This is a genomic window from Pseudohongiella acticola (assembly GCF_001758195.1).
GTDB classification, from domain to species: Bacteria; Pseudomonadota; Gammaproteobacteria; order Pseudomonadales; family Pseudohongiellaceae; genus Pseudohongiella; species Pseudohongiella acticola.
This window is the reverse complement of the sequence record NZ_MASR01000001.1, coordinates 612449-632424: the sequence shown is the minus strand read 5'-3', so window position 1 is coordinate 632424 and position 19976 is coordinate 612449. Positions and strand designations below refer to the sequence as shown.

16 protein-coding genes and 1 tRNA gene are annotated in these 19976 nt (G+C 54.3%); 15 read left to right on the top strand and 2 right to left on the bottom strand.

The genetic code is table 11. From position 1 onward, the window contains the following. Positions 1-31 precede the first annotated feature (31 nt). Positions 32-832, bottom strand: a complete 801-nt coding sequence (locus PHACT_RS02795; protein ID WP_070115815.1) for a cytochrome C assembly family protein — start codon at positions 830-832, stop codon at positions 32-34. Between the two features lie 215 nt (positions 833-1047). On the opposite strand from PHACT_RS02795, the gene ffh reads away from it, so the two are divergent. From ffh to PHACT_RS02720, 15 genes are all read left to right on the top strand, one after another. Further along, a complete protein-coding gene (ffh, locus tag PHACT_RS02790) occupies positions 1048-2430 on the top strand; it encodes a signal recognition particle protein (RefSeq protein ID WP_070115814.1) in 1383 nt (460 codons plus the stop codon). Between the two features lie 227 nt (positions 2431-2657). Then, positions 2658-2918 (top strand): 30S ribosomal protein S16, encoded by a 261-nt coding sequence (gene rpsP / locus PHACT_RS02785; RefSeq protein ID WP_070115813.1) that lies wholly within the window; start codon positions 2658-2660, stop codon positions 2916-2918. 19 nt (positions 2919-2937) lie between these two features. Then, positions 2938-3471 carry a ribosome maturation factor RimM gene (gene rimM, locus PHACT_RS02780; protein ID WP_070115812.1) on the top strand — a complete coding sequence of 178 codons (534 nt, stop codon included), beginning with the start codon at positions 2938-2940 and terminating at the stop codon, positions 3469-3471. A 55-nt stretch (positions 3472-3526) separates the two neighbouring features. After that, positions 3527-4309, top strand: a complete 783-nt coding sequence (gene trmD / locus PHACT_RS02775; protein WP_070115811.1) for a tRNA (guanosine(37)-N1)-methyltransferase TrmD — start codon at positions 3527-3529, stop codon at positions 4307-4309. Between the two features lie 59 nt (positions 4310-4368). After that, on the top strand, positions 4369-4734 hold the full coding sequence (rplS, locus tag PHACT_RS02770) for a 50S ribosomal protein L19 (RefSeq protein WP_070115810.1): 366 nt from the start codon (positions 4369-4371) through the stop codon (positions 4732-4734). Positions 4735-4977: 243 nt separating this feature from the next. Further along, on the top strand, positions 4978-5742 hold the full coding sequence (locus PHACT_RS02765; protein ID WP_070115809.1) for a DsbC family protein: 765 nt from the start codon (positions 4978-4980) through the stop codon (positions 5740-5742). Positions 5743-5815: 73 nt separating this feature from the next. Next, on the top strand, positions 5816-7159 hold the full coding sequence (locus PHACT_RS02760; RefSeq protein WP_070115808.1) for a homoserine dehydrogenase: 1344 nt from the start codon (positions 5816-5818) through the stop codon (positions 7157-7159). 9 nt (positions 7160-7168) lie between these two features. Next, a complete protein-coding gene (gene thrC / locus PHACT_RS02755) occupies positions 7169-8557 on the top strand; it encodes a threonine synthase (RefSeq protein ID WP_070115807.1) in 1389 nt (462 codons plus the stop codon). 31 nt (positions 8558-8588) lie between these two features. Continuing rightward, positions 8589-10355 carry a single-stranded-DNA-specific exonuclease RecJ gene (gene recJ / locus PHACT_RS02750; protein WP_070115806.1) on the top strand — a complete coding sequence of 589 codons (1767 nt, stop codon included), beginning with the start codon at positions 8589-8591 and terminating at the stop codon, positions 10353-10355. 124 nt (positions 10356-10479) lie between these two features. Beyond that, the gene (locus PHACT_RS02745; RefSeq protein ID WP_169819370.1) at positions 10480-12747 is read left to right on the top strand and encodes a protein-disulfide reductase DsbD family protein; all 2268 of its coding nucleotides are present in this window, start codon (positions 10480-10482) and stop codon (positions 12745-12747) included. 54 nt (positions 12748-12801) lie between these two features. After that, complete coding sequence (locus tag PHACT_RS02740; protein ID WP_083264287.1) at positions 12802-13869, top strand: AI-2E family transporter; 1068 nt, start codon at positions 12802-12804, stop codon at positions 13867-13869. Between the two features lie 112 nt (positions 13870-13981). Further along, positions 13982-16591: an alanine--tRNA ligase gene (gene alaS, locus PHACT_RS02735; protein WP_070115805.1), complete on the top strand. Its 2610-nt coding sequence runs from the start codon at positions 13982-13984 to the stop codon at positions 16589-16591. An 85-nt stretch (positions 16592-16676) separates the two neighbouring features. Further along, a complete protein-coding gene (locus PHACT_RS02730) occupies positions 16677-17909 on the top strand; it encodes an aspartate kinase (RefSeq protein ID WP_070115804.1) in 1233 nt (410 codons plus the stop codon). Between the two features lie 277 nt (positions 17910-18186). Beyond that, positions 18187-18393 carry a carbon storage regulator CsrA gene (gene csrA / locus PHACT_RS02725; protein WP_070115803.1) on the top strand — a complete coding sequence of 69 codons (207 nt, stop codon included), beginning with the start codon at positions 18187-18189 and terminating at the stop codon, positions 18391-18393. A gap of 115 nt (positions 18394-18508) precedes the next feature. Further along, positions 18509-18598, top strand: a tRNA-Ser gene (locus PHACT_RS02720). 766 nt (positions 18599-19364) lie between these two features. On the opposite strand, the gene PHACT_RS02715 is transcribed toward PHACT_RS02720, so the two are convergent. After that, positions 19365-19733, bottom strand: coding sequence for an energy transducer TonB (locus PHACT_RS02715; RefSeq protein WP_070115802.1), 369 nt, complete (start codon positions 19731-19733; stop codon positions 19365-19367). Positions 19734-19976 lie beyond the last annotated feature (243 nt).

The window sequence follows — 19976 nt, the reverse complement described above, 5'->3', positions numbered from 1 at the left end:
TGAAAAGGCCATGACAGTCATGGCCGCGTGCTTACAGGATGAATTCCAACACAAATTTGGAGCCGTAAAAACCCAGCAACAGGCAAACGAAGCCACCCAGCGTGCCGCGAATGGCAGTATTGCCACGCCAGCCCAATTGATGACGCCCCCATAACAATACGGCAAAAACTACCCAGGCCAGTACCGAGAAAAACATTTTATGCGGCAATCCCTGTGCACTGAGATCGTCAACGAATACAAAGCCAGCAATGATACCCAGGCTGAGCAGGCCCTGTGCGACCCAGATCAGTTCGAACAGCAGTCGCTCCATGTCCTCAAGCGGAGGGAAGCGTTTGATTACGCTGGCAACATGTTTGTGGCGCAGCTGGTAGTTCTGAAAAGCCAGAAATGCAGCCTGCACGGCCGCCAGTGTAAACAGGCTATAGGCGACTATTGACAGCAGAATGTGACCTGCGATGCCAGCATCGATCTGTTGGGCCGGATAATCACTCTCCAGTGTCAGAGACAGGATGATGATCAGCGCCGCCAGGGGGAATACGCCCAGTATAAGATTGCCAATAGGGCGCCGTGCGCTGCTGATGATGGCCAGCAGGGAGATGACAACAAATATCAGGGTGCTGATTTCGACGACGCCGAAATGATAACCAATATCGCGGGAAATCAGTGTCCAGGCGCTTAGCGCGTGAGCGACGGTCGCCAGTATCCCGGTCGCCAGCACGATTCCCCGGGTTTTAATGCGCGCTGTTCTGGCTTTGATCGCCTGTCCCTGGAACATGAGGCTGATAAGGTACAGCGCGACGGCAACAAGTCCTGACAGCGTCGTGATTGACATGGGTTTTCTGCTTGGCTCCTGGAATGGTCTGCGTTAACGGGCAAAGTGTCGCACACCTGATGCATGCGTTGTAGTGTTTTTTCCGGAGCTGCGCATGCTACCGTGCGAGTGCTGGCTATTGTAGCTGTGTGTCATCAGGGTGATAATAGCGGGTTTTACAGTTGCCAACCGGTTTGCTTGCCAGCAGACCGTGACCAAGCAGAGGCATATTACAGATGTTTGACAGCTTAACCGAACGGCTCTCCGGGGCGCTCCGCAAAATAAGCGGCAAAGCGACTCTGACCGAGAACAATATTGAAGAAGCGTTGCGTGAGGTTCGCCGGGCCTTGCTTGAAGCCGATGTTGCGTTGCCCGTGGTCAAGGATTTCATTGACCGGGTCAAGCTGCGTGCCGTAGGCCAGGAAGTATCGCAAAGCCTTAGTCCCGGCCAGGCATTTATCAAGATTGTGCAGGCCGAGCTGGAAGCGGTCATGGGGTCAGCCAATGAAGAGCTGAACCTGAATGCGCAACCACCGGCGGTGGTTTTGATGGCCGGTCTGCAGGGCGCGGGTAAGACTACCACGGTCGCCAAACTGGCGCGCTGGTTGAAGGATTCCCGCAAAAAATCTGTCATGGTAGTCAGCGCCGACGTTTATCGTCCGGCCGCGATCAAGCAGCTGGAGACGCTGGCGGGCGACGTCGGTGCCAAATTCTTTGCCTCGGATGTGTCACAGAAACCCCAGGACATCGTGCAGGCGGCTGTCAAAGAAGCGCGCAAGAGTTTTGTCGACGTCCTGCTGGTCGATACTGCCGGTCGTCTGGCTGTTGATGCGGAAATGATGACCGAGATTGGTGATCTGCACCGCTTGCTGAACCCGATAGAGACCCTGTTTGTGGTGGATGCCATGACGGGTCAGGATGCGGCCGCTACGGCGCGAGCCTTTAACGATGCGCTGCCCCTGACCGGTGTGGTTCTGACCAAGGCTGACGGTGATGCGCGCGGTGGTGCTGCGCTCTCGGTTCGCCATATTACCGGCAAACCCATCAAGTTTATCGGTATGGGTGAAAAAACCGATGCCCTGGAGCCCTTCTACCCTGATCGGATTGCATCCCGTATTTTGGGCATGGGCGACATGCTGTCCCTGATTGAAGAGGCCGAGCGCAAGGTAGATAAAGACAAGGCCGCCAGACTGGCTGGCAAGTTCCAGAAAGGCAAAGGTTTTGATCTTGAAGACTTCCGCGAACAGCTGCAGCAGATGAAGAGCATGGGCGGCATGGCCAGTATCATGGACAAGATGCCTGGCATGGGTGCATTGCCGCCAGGTGCGGCCGCCAAGGTCAACGACGGTCAATTCGGACGTATGGAAGCCATCATCAATTCCATGACGCCGCGTGAACGGCGCAATCCAGACATGTTGAATGGCTCGCGCAAGCGGCGTATCTGTCAGGGCTCAGGTACCCAGATTCAGGATCTTAACCGCCTGATGAAGCAGCACAAACAAATGCAGAAAATGATGAAAAAAATGAAAGGCGGCGGCATGGCCAATATGATGCGCGGTCTTGGTGGTATGCGTGGCCCGGGTGGCTTTCCCGGTGCTGGCGGTCCACCCGGATTCTGAGGCCTGTAATGACGCCCTGCCAGCCTTGTTGCGCTCTGCTGGCGGGCTAGCGGCAAAATGGAAGTTCAGGTTGGCAGGAAAATCGGTAAATTTAGCGGTGTTTCAGTAAAAAACCTGTAAACATTCCTTCCCACAAGCGGTCAATTCGCTTAGAATACCGCACTTTTTCCGGCACTGTGTCGGGAATACTCTGTTTTCGTACGAAGCTAACATTAGGAAAGTAGTCTATGGTCACAATCCGACTGGCTCGCGGCGGCGCCAAGAAAAAGCCTTTTTACCACATCACCGTTACCGATTCACGCAACGCACGTGATGGCCGATTCATCGAGCGAGTAGGGTTCTTTAACCCACTGGCGCGTGGTGCTGAAGAGCGTCTGCGAATCGATCTGGATCGTATCGGTTACTGGTCTGGCCAGGGCGCACAGCCCAGCGAGCGCGTTGCCAAGCTGATCAGCGAAGCCGCTCAGGCTGCCAGCACCCAGGCCTGAGCATTAGCTTGAAGAGGCGATGTCGTTGAAGAAGTCAGGCATCCGACTGGGCCGCGTGGCATCGCCCTTTGGTGTTAAAGGCTGGGTGAAGCTGGTTTCGTTTACCCAGCCCAGAGATAACATTTTTGGTTACAAACACTTTTTTGCCATCCGTGAGGGTGTCGAAATTGAACTGGAAATGGACGCCGGCAAGCCGCAGGGTAAAGGTCTTATCGCCCACTTTGTCGGGTTTGATACACCCGAAGCTGTGCGCGAACTGACCGGGCTGGAGTTGAGTGTGTCGTCTGATGCGCTGCCCGAACTGGGGGCTGATGACTATTACTGGCATCAGTTGATAGGTCTGCAGGTGGTCAATCGCGACGGCGTGAATCTGGGGCGGGTGGAAAGCCTGTTCGAGACCGGTGCCAATGATGTCATGGTGGTAGCGCCGGACAGCAGCAGTGTTGATGATAACCAGCGCCTGATCCCATGGCTTCCGGATCAGGTTGTAGTAGAGGTAAATCTGGCAGGCGATCGCATACTGGTCGATTGGGAGCCGGACTATCTCATATGAAAAGGGCTGCCCTGTTGGCAACCCTGATTTGAAGGAAACGCACGGAGACGCGCACATGCAGGTTGGCATTGTTACGCTGTTTCCCGAGATGTTTGCGGCGGTGACACAATATGGTGTCACTGGTCGGGCCTGTCGTAACGGCTTGATGCAGGTGTCGTGTCACAGTCCTCGTGACTTTGCCACTGACCGGCATCGCACCGTTGACGACAAGCCTTTTGGTGGCGGCGCCGGCATGCTGATGAAGACCGGCCCATTGTGTGCGGCGATTGAGCAGGCCAAGGCCTGGCAGTCGGCAAGGCCCACGGTGATTTACCTGTCCCCGCAAGGGCGCAGACTGGATCAGACCGGGGTCACTGAGCTGGCAGCACGAAGCAACCTGGTATTGGTTTGCGGGCGTTATCAGGGTATCGATGAGCGCGTACTGCAGACCGAGATTGATGAGGAATGGTCTGTTGGGGACTATGTCCTGAGTGGCGGCGAGTTACCTGCGATGGTAATGCTGGATGCGATTATCCGCTACCAACCCGGTGCACTGGGGCATGAGGATTCAGCCGGGCTGGACTCATTTGCGCCATTGCCGCAGGAGCCGGGGGTGCAAAGTGAAAGTATTAGTTTGCTGGATTGCCCACGTTATACACGACCGCAGGATTTTGCGGGAATGCCGGTACCTCAGGTACTGGTCGGTGGCAACCACGAACAGATCAGGCGCTGGCAATTAAAGCAGCGACTGGGCAGGACATGGCTTAAGCGGCCTGACATGATTGAGCAACAGCTTAATCAGGAACAACAGGCATTGTTAAACGAATTTATTAGTGAATACGGTACCTCAGCTGACTGAAGACCGCCCAGGGCGGAAGGCAACAGGCTTGAGGGGTATCAATAACCGGGAGTACGGCAATGAGCAACAGCAAAATTATCGACATGATTGAAAAAGAACAGATGGGTAAGGAGATGCCGGCATTTTCACCGGGTGATACCGTTGTTGTTCAGGTAAAGATCAAAGAGGGTGACCGCGAGCGTCTGCAGGCATACGAAGGCGTGGTTATTGGCGTCCGCAACCGTGGTCTGAACTCTGCATTTACTGTTCGTAAAATCTCTCACGGTGTCGGCGTTGAGCGTACTTTCCAGACCTACAGCCCGCTGATCGACAGCGTGACCCTGAAACGTCGTGGTGACGTACGTCAGGCCAAGCTGTACTACCTGCGTGAACGTTCAGGCCGTTCTGCCCGTATCGCCGAGAAGCTGGACAAAAAAGTCAGCTGATCTCGTTGGTGTGGCAGCCTTTCCAGAGCTGCCGTGCAGGCGAAACCAGAGCAGTTCAAAAAAAAGGGGAGCATTTGCGCCCCTTTTTTTTTGCCCGCACACGCGCATTTTTCAACATTTGGATGTGTTTAAGCCTTGCCAGTGCCGGAATGTCGATCCGGAAGTTTCTTGTCAACAGCCGGTCATGGTAAAGTCTTGCTGGCTGGCAGGGCCATCGTTAACGCATAGCGGAGTAACACAGTTATGAACATGAAAATCGTCCGTTGGAGACTGGTGCAACTCACGTTGCTGATGAGTATTGTCGTCACGGGTGTGGTGCTGGCACAAAACGAACCCTGGCAAGACACTCTGCGTGAAACCATCAACACCAGCCTGGGCGCCGCGTCGCAGGGCCAACTGCGTGTGGAAAGCATGAAAGAAACGCCGATGGCCGACGTGGTCGAGGTCATCCTCAGTTCCGGCGAGATCCTGTTCAGTGACAAAAGCGGTCGTTTCATGATCGCGGGCGAGATGTATATGACCCGCCCTGAAGGTCTGGTCAACCTGACTGCTGAAACCCGCAAGGATCAGGTTCGTCAGCTGCTCGCGGGTGTGCCCGAAGATCAAATGGTGATTTTTGAACCCGAGGGTGAAACCATGGCCACCATCAGTGTGTTTACTGACGTGGACTGCACCTATTGCCGTCGTCTGCATCATGATGTCGAGGCAATCAACGCCAATGGCATTCGTGTGCGTTATCTTGCTTATCCGCGCGGCGGCCTTGAGTCAACGGCCTATCCCAAGATGATTTCAGTGTGGTGTTCTGATGATCGGAATCGCGCCATCACGCAAGCCAAGAACGGTCAGAATCTGCCCGAACGCGATTGCCAGAATCCGGTGTTGAATCACCACAGCCTGGGCAACCGCATTGGCATCACTGGCACGCCGGCTATTGTGTTGCCTGACGGCACGCTGATACCGGGATATATGGATACGGAGCGCTTGACCGCAGCCGTACTGGGACAATAATTACCGGCATTTCAAATCAACATTTAATTACTGCGCATGCCAATGTGCAGAGTACAGCTAGTGTGAGGCACATGTGAGTCAGGATCGAAACAAACAGACGTTACGTATTGGTATTTGTGGTCTGGGTACTGTCGGTGGCGGCACCTATCATCTGTTAAACAGTAAAAAAACTGAAATCACCCGCCGCGTAGGCATGGACCTGGACATTGTGCATGTCGCTACCCGGCATCCGGCGCCGGAGTTGGCGAAAAGTGGCATCCGCGTCAGCACCAATGTGTTTGATGTAGCCAATGATCCTGAGGTCGATATTCTGGTGGAATTGATCGGCGGCTATGAGCCGGCACTGGAATTGGTGTTATTGGCCATCGCCAATGGCAAAAATGTGGTCACTGCCAACAAAGCTCTGATTGCGGTTCATGGCAATACCATTTTTGAAGCGGCGCGCAAAAAAGGTGTTGTTGTGTCATACGAAAGCGCAGTGGCTGGCGGCATACCCATCATCAAGGCGTTGCGCGAAGGTCTGGCTGCCAACTCGATTCAATGGCTGGCCGGCATCATCAATGGCACCAGCAATTATATTCTGACCGAGATGGGTGAGAACAACCGCGACTTTCCCGATGTGCTCAAGGAAGCACAGCAACTGGGTTATGCTGAAGCTGATCCCACCTTTGATGTTGAAGGTATCGACGCTGCTCACAAACTTGCGATTCTGGCCTCCAATGCCTTTGGTATTGCTCTGCAGTTCGAGCGTGTTTTCACCGAAGGTATCAGCCATATCACGACCGGCGATATTGCTTACGCTGAAGAGCTGGGCTACCGAATTAAACACCTGGGGATTACGCGGGTAACCGAGCTGGGCATTGAGCTGCGCGTTCATCCTACCCTGGTTTCGGAACAGGCTTTGATCGCCAATGTTAACGGCGTCATGAACGCTGTTGTTGTCAAAGGTGATTCAGCAGGCAGCACGCTGTACTACGGGGCCGGCGCTGGTGCCGAAGCCACAGCATCGTCCGTGGTGGCTGACATTATCGACATTGCACGAGCAGGCCGTGATGAAACCCAGGGGGCCAGTATTCCGCCGCTGGCGTTTACTGCCCTGCGTAACGACCTCAAAATTCTGGATATCACGGAAATTGAGTCCGAGTATTATCTGCGGATTTCCGCCCGTGACCGTGTCGGCGTGTTTGCCAAAATATCTCAGGTGCTGACGCACTACGGCATCAATATTGAGGCGGTCATTCAAAAAGAGCCGCATGGCAGTGATCTTGAAAAAGGTATCGTGCCCATTGTGCTGCTGACCAGTCGCATCAATGAAGCGGCCATGGATGTTGCCATCGCCGCACTTGAAGCGCTGGAAGAAGTAGACGGGCAAATCATGCGTATCCGCGTGGAACAGTTTGACGGCGAGAATGGTTGAGGTCGGGCGATGAAATATATCAGTACACGCGGCAAGGCACCGGCCTGTAACTTCGAGCAGGTATTGTTGACTGGGCTGGCACCCGATGGCGGGCTCTACGTACCTGAGTCCTTGCCCCGGTTCTCGGAAAGTGAGATTGCGTCCTGGGCGGGTCTGCCTTACGACCAGTTGGCATTCAGGGTTATTAAACCGTTTATTGATGGTGAAATTCCCGACGACGTGTTGCAACGCATTCTCAGCGAAAGTTACCAGACATTCACCCATAAAGCCGTGGCACCCTTGCGCCAACTGGATGCCAATGAATGGGTGCTGGAACTGTACTGTGGCCCGACGCTGGCGTTCAAGGATTTTGCCCTGCAGTTACTGGGCCGTCTGCTGGACTACGTATTAACCCGGGACAACAAAAAAGTTGCGGTACTGGGGGCAACCTCTGGTGATACCGGCTCTGCTGCGCTGGAAGGCTGTCGGCATTGCGAAAACATTGACCTGTTTATTCTGCATCCCTACCAGCGCGTGTCAGAGGTGCAGCGCCGTCAGATGACAACCATTGCTGGCGACAATGTGCACAACATCGCCGTGCGCGGCAACTTTGATGACTGCCAACGCATTGTTAAAGCCGCCTTTGGTGATCAGTCTTTCCTGCCATCGGATCGACAACTGGTGGCAGTGAACTCCATTAACTGGGCCAGAATCATGGCTCAGATCGTTTATTATTTCTATGCGTCCCTGAACCTGGGCGGCCCCCTGCGCCCGGTATCATTTTCAGTGCCGACAGGAAACTTCGGTGACATCTATGCGGGTTACCTGGCACGCTCAATGGGCTTGCCGGTGAATCAACTGATCATTGCTACCAACCGCAATGACATCCTGCATCGCCTGATCAGCGACAATGAATATTCACTGGGTTCGCTTGAGCACACACTGTCTCCAAGCATGGATATCATGGTATCGAGCAATTTTGAGCGTTATCTGTTCGATCTGTTTGACCGTGATGCCGAGGCAGTGACCGAGTTTGTCACCGGTCTGGGTCATACCCCCCAGAAGCTCAAGCCCGACCAATGGCTGCGTGCCCGCGAGCTGTTCAGTAGTCTGGGCGTGGATGACGATACCACCTGCAAGGTGATTGGCCAGGTTTATGCCGACACCGAATTTCTGATTGATCCGCATACAGCGATTGGTGTTCATGCGGCGCGCGTGTGCAACAAGGATAGCAGTGTGCCGATGGTGACGCTGGCCACCGCACACCCGGTGAAATTTGCCGATGCAGTAGAAAAAGCCGGCTTGCAATACCCGGATTTGCCCGAGCACCTGCAGGACCTGCTTGAGCGGGATGAACGCTACGACGTGCTGGACAATGACATCACCGCGGTGACCGATTTCATGCAGTCCAGGTTGTGATCGGTATCGTTACTGACAGCGTTTTACGTCCATGCTGATTCAGCGTCGCCCGGCCCCGCCTGATGCTGCCCTGACTGCATTGATGGCGCCGGGCGGCGCTGCCCATCCTTTGCTCGCCCGTATCTTTGCCAGCCGCAATATCACTGACCCTGCCGACCTGATATTGGAACCTGCGGGACTGCTGCCACCCTCGACACTGAAGGGTTTGCAACCTGCTACCGAGCTTTTGTGGCAAACCCTGCAACAACAGGGGCGTATTCTGGTGGTGTCTGACTTTGATGCCGATGGCGCCACCAGTTGTGCTGTGGTGTTGCGGGCATTGCGCCTGATGGGTTTCAACAATCTTGATTTTATCGTACCTGACCGCTTTACCTATGGTTATGGCCTCAGCCCTGAGATCGTGCCCCTGGCCATCGCCCGTGACCCGCAGCTGATCATCACCGTAGACAATGGCATTTCCAGTCACGAAGGTGTTGCATTGGCCAAGGAGGCCGGTATTTCCGTACTGATCACAGACCATCATCTACCCGGTGCCACACTGCCCGCAGCTGACGCCATTGTGAATCCCAACCAGCCCGGATGTACCTTCGCCAGCAAAGCACTGGCCGGTGTTGGTGTGGTATTTTACCTGATGCTGGGGCTGCGTGCGCTGCTGCGCGACAAAGACTGGTTTGGCTCTCAGGGTATTGCCGAGCCACGTCTGGCCGACCTTCTCGATCTGGTCGCGCTGGGCACGGTTGCCGATGTGGTGCCACTGGACCGAAATAATCGTATCCTGGTCAGCGAGGGGTTACGGCGAATACGACAGGGCAGAGCCTGTGAAGGCATTCTGGCGCTGCTGAATCAGGGGCGACGACCTTATCACACCCTGGTCGCGGCCGATCTGGGATTCGCTGTGGGCCCGCGTCTGAATGCCGCCGGGCGCCTTGAAGACATGTCGCTGGGTATTGCCTGCCTGCTCAGTGACGATGCGCAATCGGCGCGACAACTGGCAGCCAGGCTGGATCGTATCAATGATGAACGCAAACGTATTGAAGGCGAGATGCGCGAGCAGGCAATGGCCGCGTTGAATACGATGCAGGCACAGTTGAATGATACCCGGGAGATGCCCGCCGCGCTGTGCCTGTATGATGCGCAATGGCATCAGGGCGTGGTTGGCATTCTGGCGTCACGGGTGAAAGAGCAGTTCCATCGGCCAGTCATTGTGTTTGCCGACGCCGACAGCAGTGGCGATGACTGCACCGAGGTCAAAGGCTCGGCGCGCTCTGTTCCCGGGCTCCACATCCGTGACCTGCTGGACCAGATTGCGGCTCAGCATCCGGGCCTGATCAGTCGTTTCGGCGGACACGCCATGGCCGCTGGATTGAGTCTGGACAAATCCAGGCTTGACGATTTTGAGGCGGCCTTCGTGAGTGCGGCCCGGCAGCTGCTGGATGCAGACGCGCTGCAAAAGCGTATGCTCACGGATGGCGCCATCGAAGCGCCGCAAATGCGGCTGGAGACTGCAGAAATGTTGCGTGAAGCCGGTCCCTGGGGGCAGGGCTTCCCGGAGCCGCTGTTTGACGGTGAGTTTGAGCTGGTCAGCCAACGTATTGTGGGAGAAAAGCACCTCAAAATGACGTTGTTGCCCTTGCACAGTCGCGATCTGCTGGATGCCATCGCGTTTAATATTGATACCAGCATCTGGCCGGATCAGGGCATTACCCGTGTACACCTGGTATACAAACTGGATGTAAATGAATTCAGAGGGCAGCGCCAGTTGCAGTTGCTGGTCGAGCATTTACAGCCCATCGTTTGACCTTATTGACAGTTTGTTACTTTTTATCACAATCAGGGCTGCCATCGGCGTGCATCAGGCGCTACAATCGGGCAACAACAAACTGAAAACACTAAAAAAATCATCACCCGTTCGGAGAGTTCACATGGTGCATACGGTTCACTGGCTACGACATCGTTCAGTTACGGAAGCAGGGCAGGGTTTGCCGTTGCTGCTGGCACTGTTGCTGGCGGTGGCGACTGTGCTGGCCGCCGGTGCTGTGCGCGCGCAGGAAAGTGGTCGCAGTGAAAGTGATGCCCCCCAGTATGTGAACGGTGTCTATCAGGGTGATGAGATTGATGTCGAGCTGATCGCTGAGTCACAGAATGCGGTCCCCGGTGAAACCCTGTGGACGGCAATCCGGCTGGATCCCACAGAAGGCTGGCATACCTACTCAAAATGGCCTGGCGACAGCGGCGACGCGACCTTTATTCGTAGCTGGAACTTGCCCGAAGGTGCGCGGGCAGGCGACATTCAGTGGCCTGTGCCTACCTGGCTGCCATTTCCCGGCAGTGACCTGGTGACATTCTCCTATAAAGGGCAAGTGCTGCTAATGGTCCCGGTTGAGGTGCCTGCAGATTATCAAGGCAGCGAATTTGCCATGACCGCCCATGTTGAGTGGCAGGTCTGTGATCTTATCTGTCTGATTGAGGATGCAGAGGTCAATCTGACTGTGCCGGTGTCGGCGGGTACTTTGGAGCCTAATGCCCAGTGGGCGGACGCGTTTACAGCTGCACGCGACAGCTGGCCAGTGCAGGATCACGCGCTGGACGGCCAGTTTGCAGTAGCCGGAGACCGAATCAGCTTTTCGTTTGCTTCCAACGAGAACGCATTTGCCGATGCCGAAGAGGTCTGGTTTTTCCCCGAGCAACGCCGTGTGCTGGATCCGGGCCCCTTGCGCGACGTCACCATCTACCCGGGCATAGCCCAGATTACCCATGGTCAGCCGCGCCGAATGCTGCAGGACCTGGAGCGTGTCGAGGGACTGCTGGCGGTTCAGAGCGCCGATGGCCAGGTTACCGGTTATGACATCAGCGCCGCTGCCGCTGATGTTGAAAGTCTGGCTGCTGTTGCGGCTGTGGCAGCAGAGCAGTCAGGTTCGGGGCCTCAGGCTATCGCCACCGGTGGTGAGCAGAACCTGTTGACCATTATTCTCTTTGCCTTGCTGGGCGGCCTGATTCTGAATCTGATGCCTTGCGTGTTTCCGGTGCTGTCACTGAAGGCCCTTAACCTGACGTCCAAAGGTGGCGCCGACAAAGGGCAGATCAGGATGCACGGAGTTTTTTACACCGCAGGCATCATGCTGACTTTCATGGGTCTGGCGTCCGTGCTGCTGGCACTGAGGGCCGGTGGCCAGGCCGTCGGCTGGGCGTTTCAGCTGCAAACCCCCTGGTTTGTAGCGATGCTGGTGTTCCTGTTCTTTGTCATGGGCCTGAGCCTGTCAGGTGTCTACGAGTTCGGCACGCGTCTGATGGGCGTGGGCGGCAGCCTGACCACATCCAAGGGTTATAAATCGTCCTTTTTCACCGGGGTGCTGGCCACGGTCGTTGCCAGTCCCTGCACGGCACCGTTTATGGGGGCGGCGCTGGGTTTTGCATTATCACAGTCCTGGCTGGTGGCGATGGTTGTATTCGCGGCACTGGGCCTGGGCATGGCGCTGCCATTCCTGATTCTGTCGTTCAGCCCGGCGTTGATGAAACACATGCCCAAGCCGGGTCCGTGGATGGTGACATTCAAGGAGTTCATGGCGTTCCCGATGTATGCGGCAGCGCTCTGGCTGTTGTGGGTACTGGGCATTCAGGTCGGGGTTAATGGCATGGTGGCGGTGGCCTCTGCGGCACTGCTGATGGCGCTGGCCTTGTGGTTGCTGCAGAAAGGCAGTGGATCATCTGAAGGTTGGCGACGGGCCAACATAGTGGTCAGCCTGGTACTGATTATCGGCGCACTGTCCGTGCTGCGAATGCCAATGCTGGAACCACGTCTGGGCAATCCTGATTCGGGCGTGGACATGAGTGGCAATGACTACGAGGCTGATTTTGAACCCTTTGCCTCCTCACGGGTGACTGAATTACGCAACAACGGCACGCCGGTTCTGGTCAACATGACGGCGGCCTGGTGTATCACCTGCCTTGCCAATGAGCAGACCACATTGAGCACACAGCGGGTACAGCAGGGCATGCGTGACAACGGAATTACCTACATGAAGGGCGACTGGACCAACCAGGACCCGGAAATCAGCCGGGTCCTGGATGAATTCAATCGTCCCAGCGTTCCACTGTACATCCTGTATCCTGGCGATCCGGCGGCAGAACCCGTTATCCTGCCGCAATTGCTGACGCCGGCTATTGTGCTGGAGGCCTTCGCCAACTTATAAAGGTCGGGCTAATGTTAGCCTGATGCTTGTCTTTGTTGTGCAAGGGAGCGCCAAATGGACGTCCGGCCACTGCCCAGATCCTTGATTAACTTTACCCTCAGCGCTGCGTTGGCAGCGTTGAGCATCTATTTGCTGGTGGTCGGGCAGAGTCTGTTGCTGCCGCTGGTTATCGCCATCGTTTTCTGGTTCCTGATCAATGTGCTGGCGGCCAGCTTCGGGCGCCTTCGGGTCGGTGGTCTGCACATTCCCAGGCCTCTGTGTTTTATTGCTTCCATTCTGATGTTTCTGGTCGCGGTCTCGGTGATCGTGCAGTTTATCAGTGGCAGTCTCAATGACCTGGGTAGTGTGGCGCGGGAATACGAAACCAATTTGCGCGCCTACTGGCAGGCATTTCCGTTTGCCGACAGTCTGCCGGCAGGGGGTATGGCCCAGATGGTAACCGAGTGGCTGGATATTTCCGCGCTGGTGACTGCGACCGCTTTGACATTCACCGGGCTGGCAGCAGACGGTGTCTTGATTATCATTTATGTCGGTTTTTTACTGTTCGAGCAGGGCAATTTCAATGCCAAATTGTCTGCCCTGGTAGGAAATGAAGCAAGGGAGCGCAGTGTCAGGCGCATTATTAACCGAATTCGCAAGGATGTGCAGAAATATATCAGTATTAAAATGCTCACCAGCCTGCTGACCGGTATCCTGAGCTATCTGGTGTTGCGCACGCTGGGCGTGGACTTTCCCGAAGTCTGGGGGGTGCTGATTTTCCTGCTGAATTTCATTCCCACGGTAGGGTCGATCATTGCCACTATCTTTCCGGCAACCATTGCGCTGGCCCAATCCAACGAAGGTATCGCGTTGTCGTTGATTGTGCTGTTGTCAATTGGCTCGCTGCAGGTGTGTATTGGCAATATTCTGGAGCCGCGCCTGATGGGGACCTCGCTGAACCTGAGCCCGGTAGTCATCCTGTTTAACCTGGCTTTGTGGGGGTATATCTGGGGTGTGGCGGGTATGTTCCTGTGTGTGCCTTTTCTGATTATTACCACCATCGTTTTATCCCATTTCCCCAAGACTCGTCCGATTGCTATCCTGTTGTCCAGTAACGGTAAAATTGACATTACCGAGGAATAACGCGGTTCTGACATTAAACTGCTATAAGAGTATAATCTGCCGCCATATTTGGCTGAGTGGCTGTGTTGCCGGCCCCCCATGTTGATTAATGAATTTGTTAACGGAAGCCCCGATGAAAAGTAATGATATTCGCCAGACTTTCCTCGACTACTTTAAGTCCAAAGGCCATGAAGTTGTCGCCAGTAGCTCGCTTGTGCCGGGTAACGACCCGACGCTGTTATTCACCAACGCGGGCATGGTGCAGTTCAAGGATTGTTTTCTCGGTGCCGACAAGCGCGCTTACACGCGCGCTGTCAGCTCACAACGCTGCGTGCGCGCAGGCGGCAAGCACAATGATCTGGAGAATGTCGGTTATACCGCTCGTCACCATACGTTTTTTGAAATGCTGGGCAACTTCAGTTTTGGCGACTATTTCAAGAACGATGCCATTGCCTTTGCCTGGGAGTTTCTGACCGGTGAGTTGAAGCTGCCGAAAGACAAACTCTGGGTCACGGTGTACAACGATGACGATGAAGCCGCCGCTATCTGGATCAACGATATTGGCGTGGATGCCTCGCGTGTTGTCAGGCTGGGAGATGATTCCAACTTCTGGGCGATGGGTGACACGGGTCCTTGCGGCCCCTGTAGCGAAATATTCTACGATCACGGGCCCGACGTTGCCGGTGGACCGCCGGGCAGCCCCGATGAAGACGGTGATCGCTACATTGAAATCTGGAATCTGGTATTCATGCAGTTCGACCGCCAACCCAGTGGCGAACTGATCCCGCTGCCTAAACCGTCCGTCGACACCGGTATGGGGCTGGAGCGTCTGGCAGCCGTGCTGCAGCATGTTCACAGCAACTACGAGATCGACCTGTTTCAGAACCTGTTGCAGGCCGCTGGTGATGTAACTGGCATCAAGGACACCGGCAATACATCGTTGCGCGTGATCGCGGACCATATCCGTTCCTGTGCCTTTCTGGTGCTGGACGGCGTGACCCCGTCCAATGAAGGGCGGGGCTACGTGCTGCGTCGCATTGTGCGCCGGGCCGTGCGTCATGGCTATCAGCTCGGCGTCAAAGACGTGTTCTTCTATCGATTGGTGGCTGCACTGGTAAAAGAGATGGGTGATGCCTATCCGGCGCTGAAAAAAGAGCAGGCACGCGTTGAGAAGATTCTGAAAGAGGAAGAGCAACAGTTTGCGCGCACGCTGGAAAACGGCATGCAGATTCTCAATCAGGCTATCAGTCAATTATCAGGCAAGGTTCTGCCAGGCGATACCGTTTTCCGCCTCTATGACACCTACGGTTTCCCCGTTGATCTTACTGCCGATGTCGCCCGCGAGCACGATTTGAGCCTGGATATGGCAGGGTTTGAACAGGCCATGGAGGGGCAGCGACAACAGGCACGCGCTGCCAGTCAGTTCAACGCGGTAGAAAAATTGAGTATCGACAGCTCCGTGGGCACAGAATTTGTCGGCTACGACAATCTGCATGCTGATGCTGATGTGTTGTCAATATATCAGAACGCAAAGTCGGTAAATGCGCTGATTGGCAATGTCGAAGCGGTCGTGCTGCTTAGTACCAGTCCGTTCTACGGTGAGTCAGGTGGTCAGGTGGGTGACCGTGGCGTGCTGGAAATGCGGCAGGGCGATAAAGTCACGGCCGTGTTCGAAGTCTCTGATACTCAAAAGCAGGGCGAACATGTGCTGCACAAAGGGGTACTGAAAGAAGGCAGTATCAAGGTAGGCGATCGGTTGTCGGCCAGCGTCGAAGCTGAAAATCGTCATGCCATCATGCTCAATCATTCGGCAACACACCTGCTGCACGCTGCGCTGCGCACGGTGCTGGGGGATCATGTCACCCAGAAAGGTTCGCTGGTCAATGCCGATCGTCTGCGTTTTGACTTCTCACACAGCGCACCGATGAGTGCCGATGAGGTCAGCCGCATTGAGATGCTGGTCAATGCGCAGATTCTGCAGAATCATCTTGTGCAAAAGGACGTCATGTCCATTGATCAGGCCATGGACAAAGGCGCCATGGCGCTGTTCGGGGAAAAATACGGCGATCAGGTCAGAGTCGTCACCATGGGCGAGTTTTCGACAGAATTATGCGGCGGTACTCATGTTCAGCGTACCGGTGATATTGGCCTGTTCAAGCTGGTGGTTGAATCTGGTATCGCGGCCGGTGTGCGCCGGGTCGAAGCAGTCACCGGTCTGGGCGCACTGGCTTATGTTGAACGCGAAGAAACTGTATTGAGGCAAATCTGTGAGTTGCTGAAGACTGGTGCTGATGGTGCGCTTGACCGGGTGCAGCAATTGGTCGTTAATGGCCGTTCCCTGGAAAAAGAGATTGAACAGATCAAGGGCAAACTGGCCAGCGCCGCAGGCAGTGATATGGCGGCCGGGGCCGTGGACGTTAATGGCATTAAACTGCTGGTTAAACAACTGGAAGGTTTTAATAGCAAAACCTTGCGTGATACGGTGGACCAACTCAAGAACAAGCTGGGCAGTGCCGTGGTTGTGCTGGCGAGTGTAGATGGCGATAAAGTCAGTCTGGTAGCTGGCGTGACTCAGGATCTGACCGACAGAATCAAGGCCGGAGATCTGGTTAACAGTGTGGCGCAGCAGGTTGGCGGAAAAGGCGGTGGACGCCCGGATATGGCGATGGCCGGAGGCACTGATCCCTCTGGGTTGCCAGCTGCCCTGGCATCAGTTTCCGGTTTTGTGACGCAGTTCTCTTGACAAAATATCAAAATGAGCGCGTTCATCTATTGCAATCATCTGGGCAATTTTGTTTAATCACCGTCTTTCCTGATAGATAGATTCTATGGCGTTCTTTGTTCAGAAGTTTGGTGGCACCTCGGTTGGCACGGTTGATCGTATTGAAGCGGTTGCCGATAAAATTGTCACCAGCCGCGCTGCCGGTCACGATATTGTGGTGGTCGTTTCTGCCATGAGTGGCGAAACCAATCGCCTGATTGGTCTGGCAGAACAGATCCAGGCCCAGCCAACCCCAAGGGAGCTGGACGTGCTGGTTTCCACTGGCGAGCAGGTGACGATTGCCCTGCTATGTATGGCTCTGCACAAACGTGACTGCCCGGCGCGCTCCTTCACCGGGGCCCAGGTGCGCATATTGACGGATGGGTCGCATACGCGGGCGCGAATACGTGAAATCGATTCCATTCGCATCAAAGACGAACTGGGCAAGGGGTCCGTTGTTGTTGTGGCCGGTTTTCAGGGTGTTGATGAGAATGGGAATATCACGACGCTTGGGCGTGGTGGTTCAGATACCTCGGCTGTTGCGCTGGCAGCGGCGTTGGAGGCGGATGAGTGCCAGATCTACACCGACGTCAAGGGTGTTTACACAACAGATCCCAGAGTGGTTGAGGACGCCCGGTTACTGCGAAGTATTACCTTCGAGGAAATGCTTGAACTGGCCAGCCTGGGCGCTAAAGTTTTGCAAATTCGTTCGGTCGAATTTGCCGGCAAATACAAGGTACCGCTGCGAGTACTGTCGAGTTTTGAGGACGATCCGGGAACACTGATCAGTCTGGAGGATGACAAAGAAATGGAAGCGCCGATTATCTCCGGTATCGCATTTACCCGTGACGAAGCAAAAGTTACAGTAACAGGTGTGCCAGATGTGCCTGGTGTGGCTTTTCAGGTACTGGGTCCGGTCAGTGATGCGGGTATTGAAGTTGATGTTATCGTACAGAATGTTTCTGCCGATGGATCCACTGATATCACTTTTACCGTAAAACGTCAGGACAGCGAACAGACTCGCGCCCTGGTGGCTGACATTGTCAGCCGCATTGGCGCCAGAGAAGTGACGTTTGACAAGAAAATCGCAAAAATTTCGCTGGTTGGTGTAGGAATGCGGTCTCATGCCGGTATTGCCAGCAAGATGTTCAAAACGTTGGCCGATGAATCGATAAATATACAGATCATCACGACATCCGAAATCAAGATTTCGGTCGTAATAGAAGAGAAATATCTCGAACTGGCGGTACGATCTCTGCATGCAGCATTTGATCTTGCGGGAGATGCGGCGACTTTATAGCTCAATGTTGCTTTGGGCTGCGGTCAGCGATGCTGATGCCTGAAACACAATAAAAATGAACAAGTTGATATTTAAGTGCGGTAGTGATTTGTTTTGGGGCAAATGACTGCAAAATGTTCGTTTTCCGGTCTCTGTCAGTGAGGAGTCGAAAACGGTGTTTACAGTGCAATGAAATGAAGCATTTCCGTGAATACTTTTCAGGCAGAGTGCAGGCAGATAGCTGAATCAGCTGAAAGGGATGTTACATGGATATCATGAATGGAAAAGGAGATACATCATGTTGATCTTGACTCGCCGAATAGGTGAAACCCTGATGGTAGGTGACGACGTCACCGTGACGGTCCTGGGTGTTAAGGGCAATCAGGTAAGAATCGGCGTCAATGCGCCCAAAGATGTGGCTGTGCATCGCGAAGAGATCTACCAACGAATTCAAAAAGAAAAAAATGCCACCAGCGATGAAGGCAGCAGTTCGGACAGCGAATAAGTCCGCAATCAGACAGAAAACCGGTGGCGTCTACAACAAATGGAAATTCAAGTCTGAAAAACGCTTTTCAGCCCTGCCATTTCTTCCGAGTTGTGCTATGATTGCGCCCGATTTTGGAGAGATGGCCGAGTGGCTGAAGGCGCGCCCCTGCTAAGGGCGTATAGGTTAATCCCTATCGAGGGTTCGAATCCCTCTCTCTCCGCCATATTTAATATCCCGACCAATGGTCGCGGCATGACCGTCAAAAAATGTATCCAGCTCCAAACACGGAGAGGGATGCGAACCCGATCAGAGGGTCGATCAGCTTGCGTCAGCAAGCTAAAACGAGCGCGACAGCGCGAAGCCCGTCAGGGGGCAAACAGCCCAAAGCTGTTTGTCTTAATCCCTCTCTCTCCGCCATATTTAATATCCCGACCAATGGTCGCGGCAAGACCGTCAAAAAATGTATCCAGCTCCAAACACGGAGAGGGATGCGAACCCGATCAGAGGGTCGATCAGCTTGCGTCAGCAAGCTAAAACGAGCGCGACAGCGCGAAGCCCGTCAGGGGGCAAACAGCCCAAAGCTGTTTGTCTTAATCCCTCTCTCTCCGCCATATTTAATATCCCGACCAATGGTCGCGGCACAGCAGACGAGACGCATTCTCCGGCCCATCAGCGGCAAATGTCACATGATAATGGTATCCCGTTGTCGGGTTGCCTGTTCGCGGTGGAAAACAGCGGATGTAGCGAAGGGGAAAATGCTCGACTGACGGTATACACGACAGGGGTCGCGCAGGAAAGGAAAATGAGCCGGAACTGATCCTTCAGTTTACCGGCTCATTTATTCACGCATATTTCTATTATTTTCATGATAATCCCGTATTGTCATTGTTTTTATTTAACTGTTTTTATGGCTTGTGGCCACTACGCACTGTCGGTTACGGGTTTTAAGCGACAGTCGTCTGTTTCCTGTTGTTCAGTATCCGGTAAGATTACTGACCAACAAAGCTGAAGCGCATTGCTGAACGTACTGGGACAGCTTCACCGGCATCTGCAATCACAGGTTCAAACTTCCAGTTTTCAATCGCTTCCATAGTGACGCGAGAAAACCCGCGGTAGTTTGAGTCACGTACAGTAGGCTCAGCAACGCTGCCATCAGGCATCACAGTGAACTCAACAACAGTGTAACCTTCAATGCCAGAAAGTTCGGCTTGGCGTGGGTACTCAGGAACGGTCTGAGCAACGGCACGCAGGTTCTTGCTGCTGTACATGGCGGGTTCCTGGGCGTGTGCCGCACCAGCGATCAGAGAGCTTCCAGCGACAGTTGCGATCAATGCTGCTTTAGATATCAGTTTCATCATTACACCTCGGTTAAGATCAAAGTCAATTTAGAGTTTCTTGGTGTCACTCACTTGCATCCAGAATAAAGCAAAAGCAATGCCAATATTTAAAGTCTTATTAAAACAAAGACATAGCAAAATATCCTGGTCCTGCTGATTCATCCTTGTGCGCCACAACGATGCGGGCTGCACAACTATGACTCATCAGTGACAGCATATTACCAAGCCATATTGACAATTCCGTGTCACTTGCTTGTCAATTTA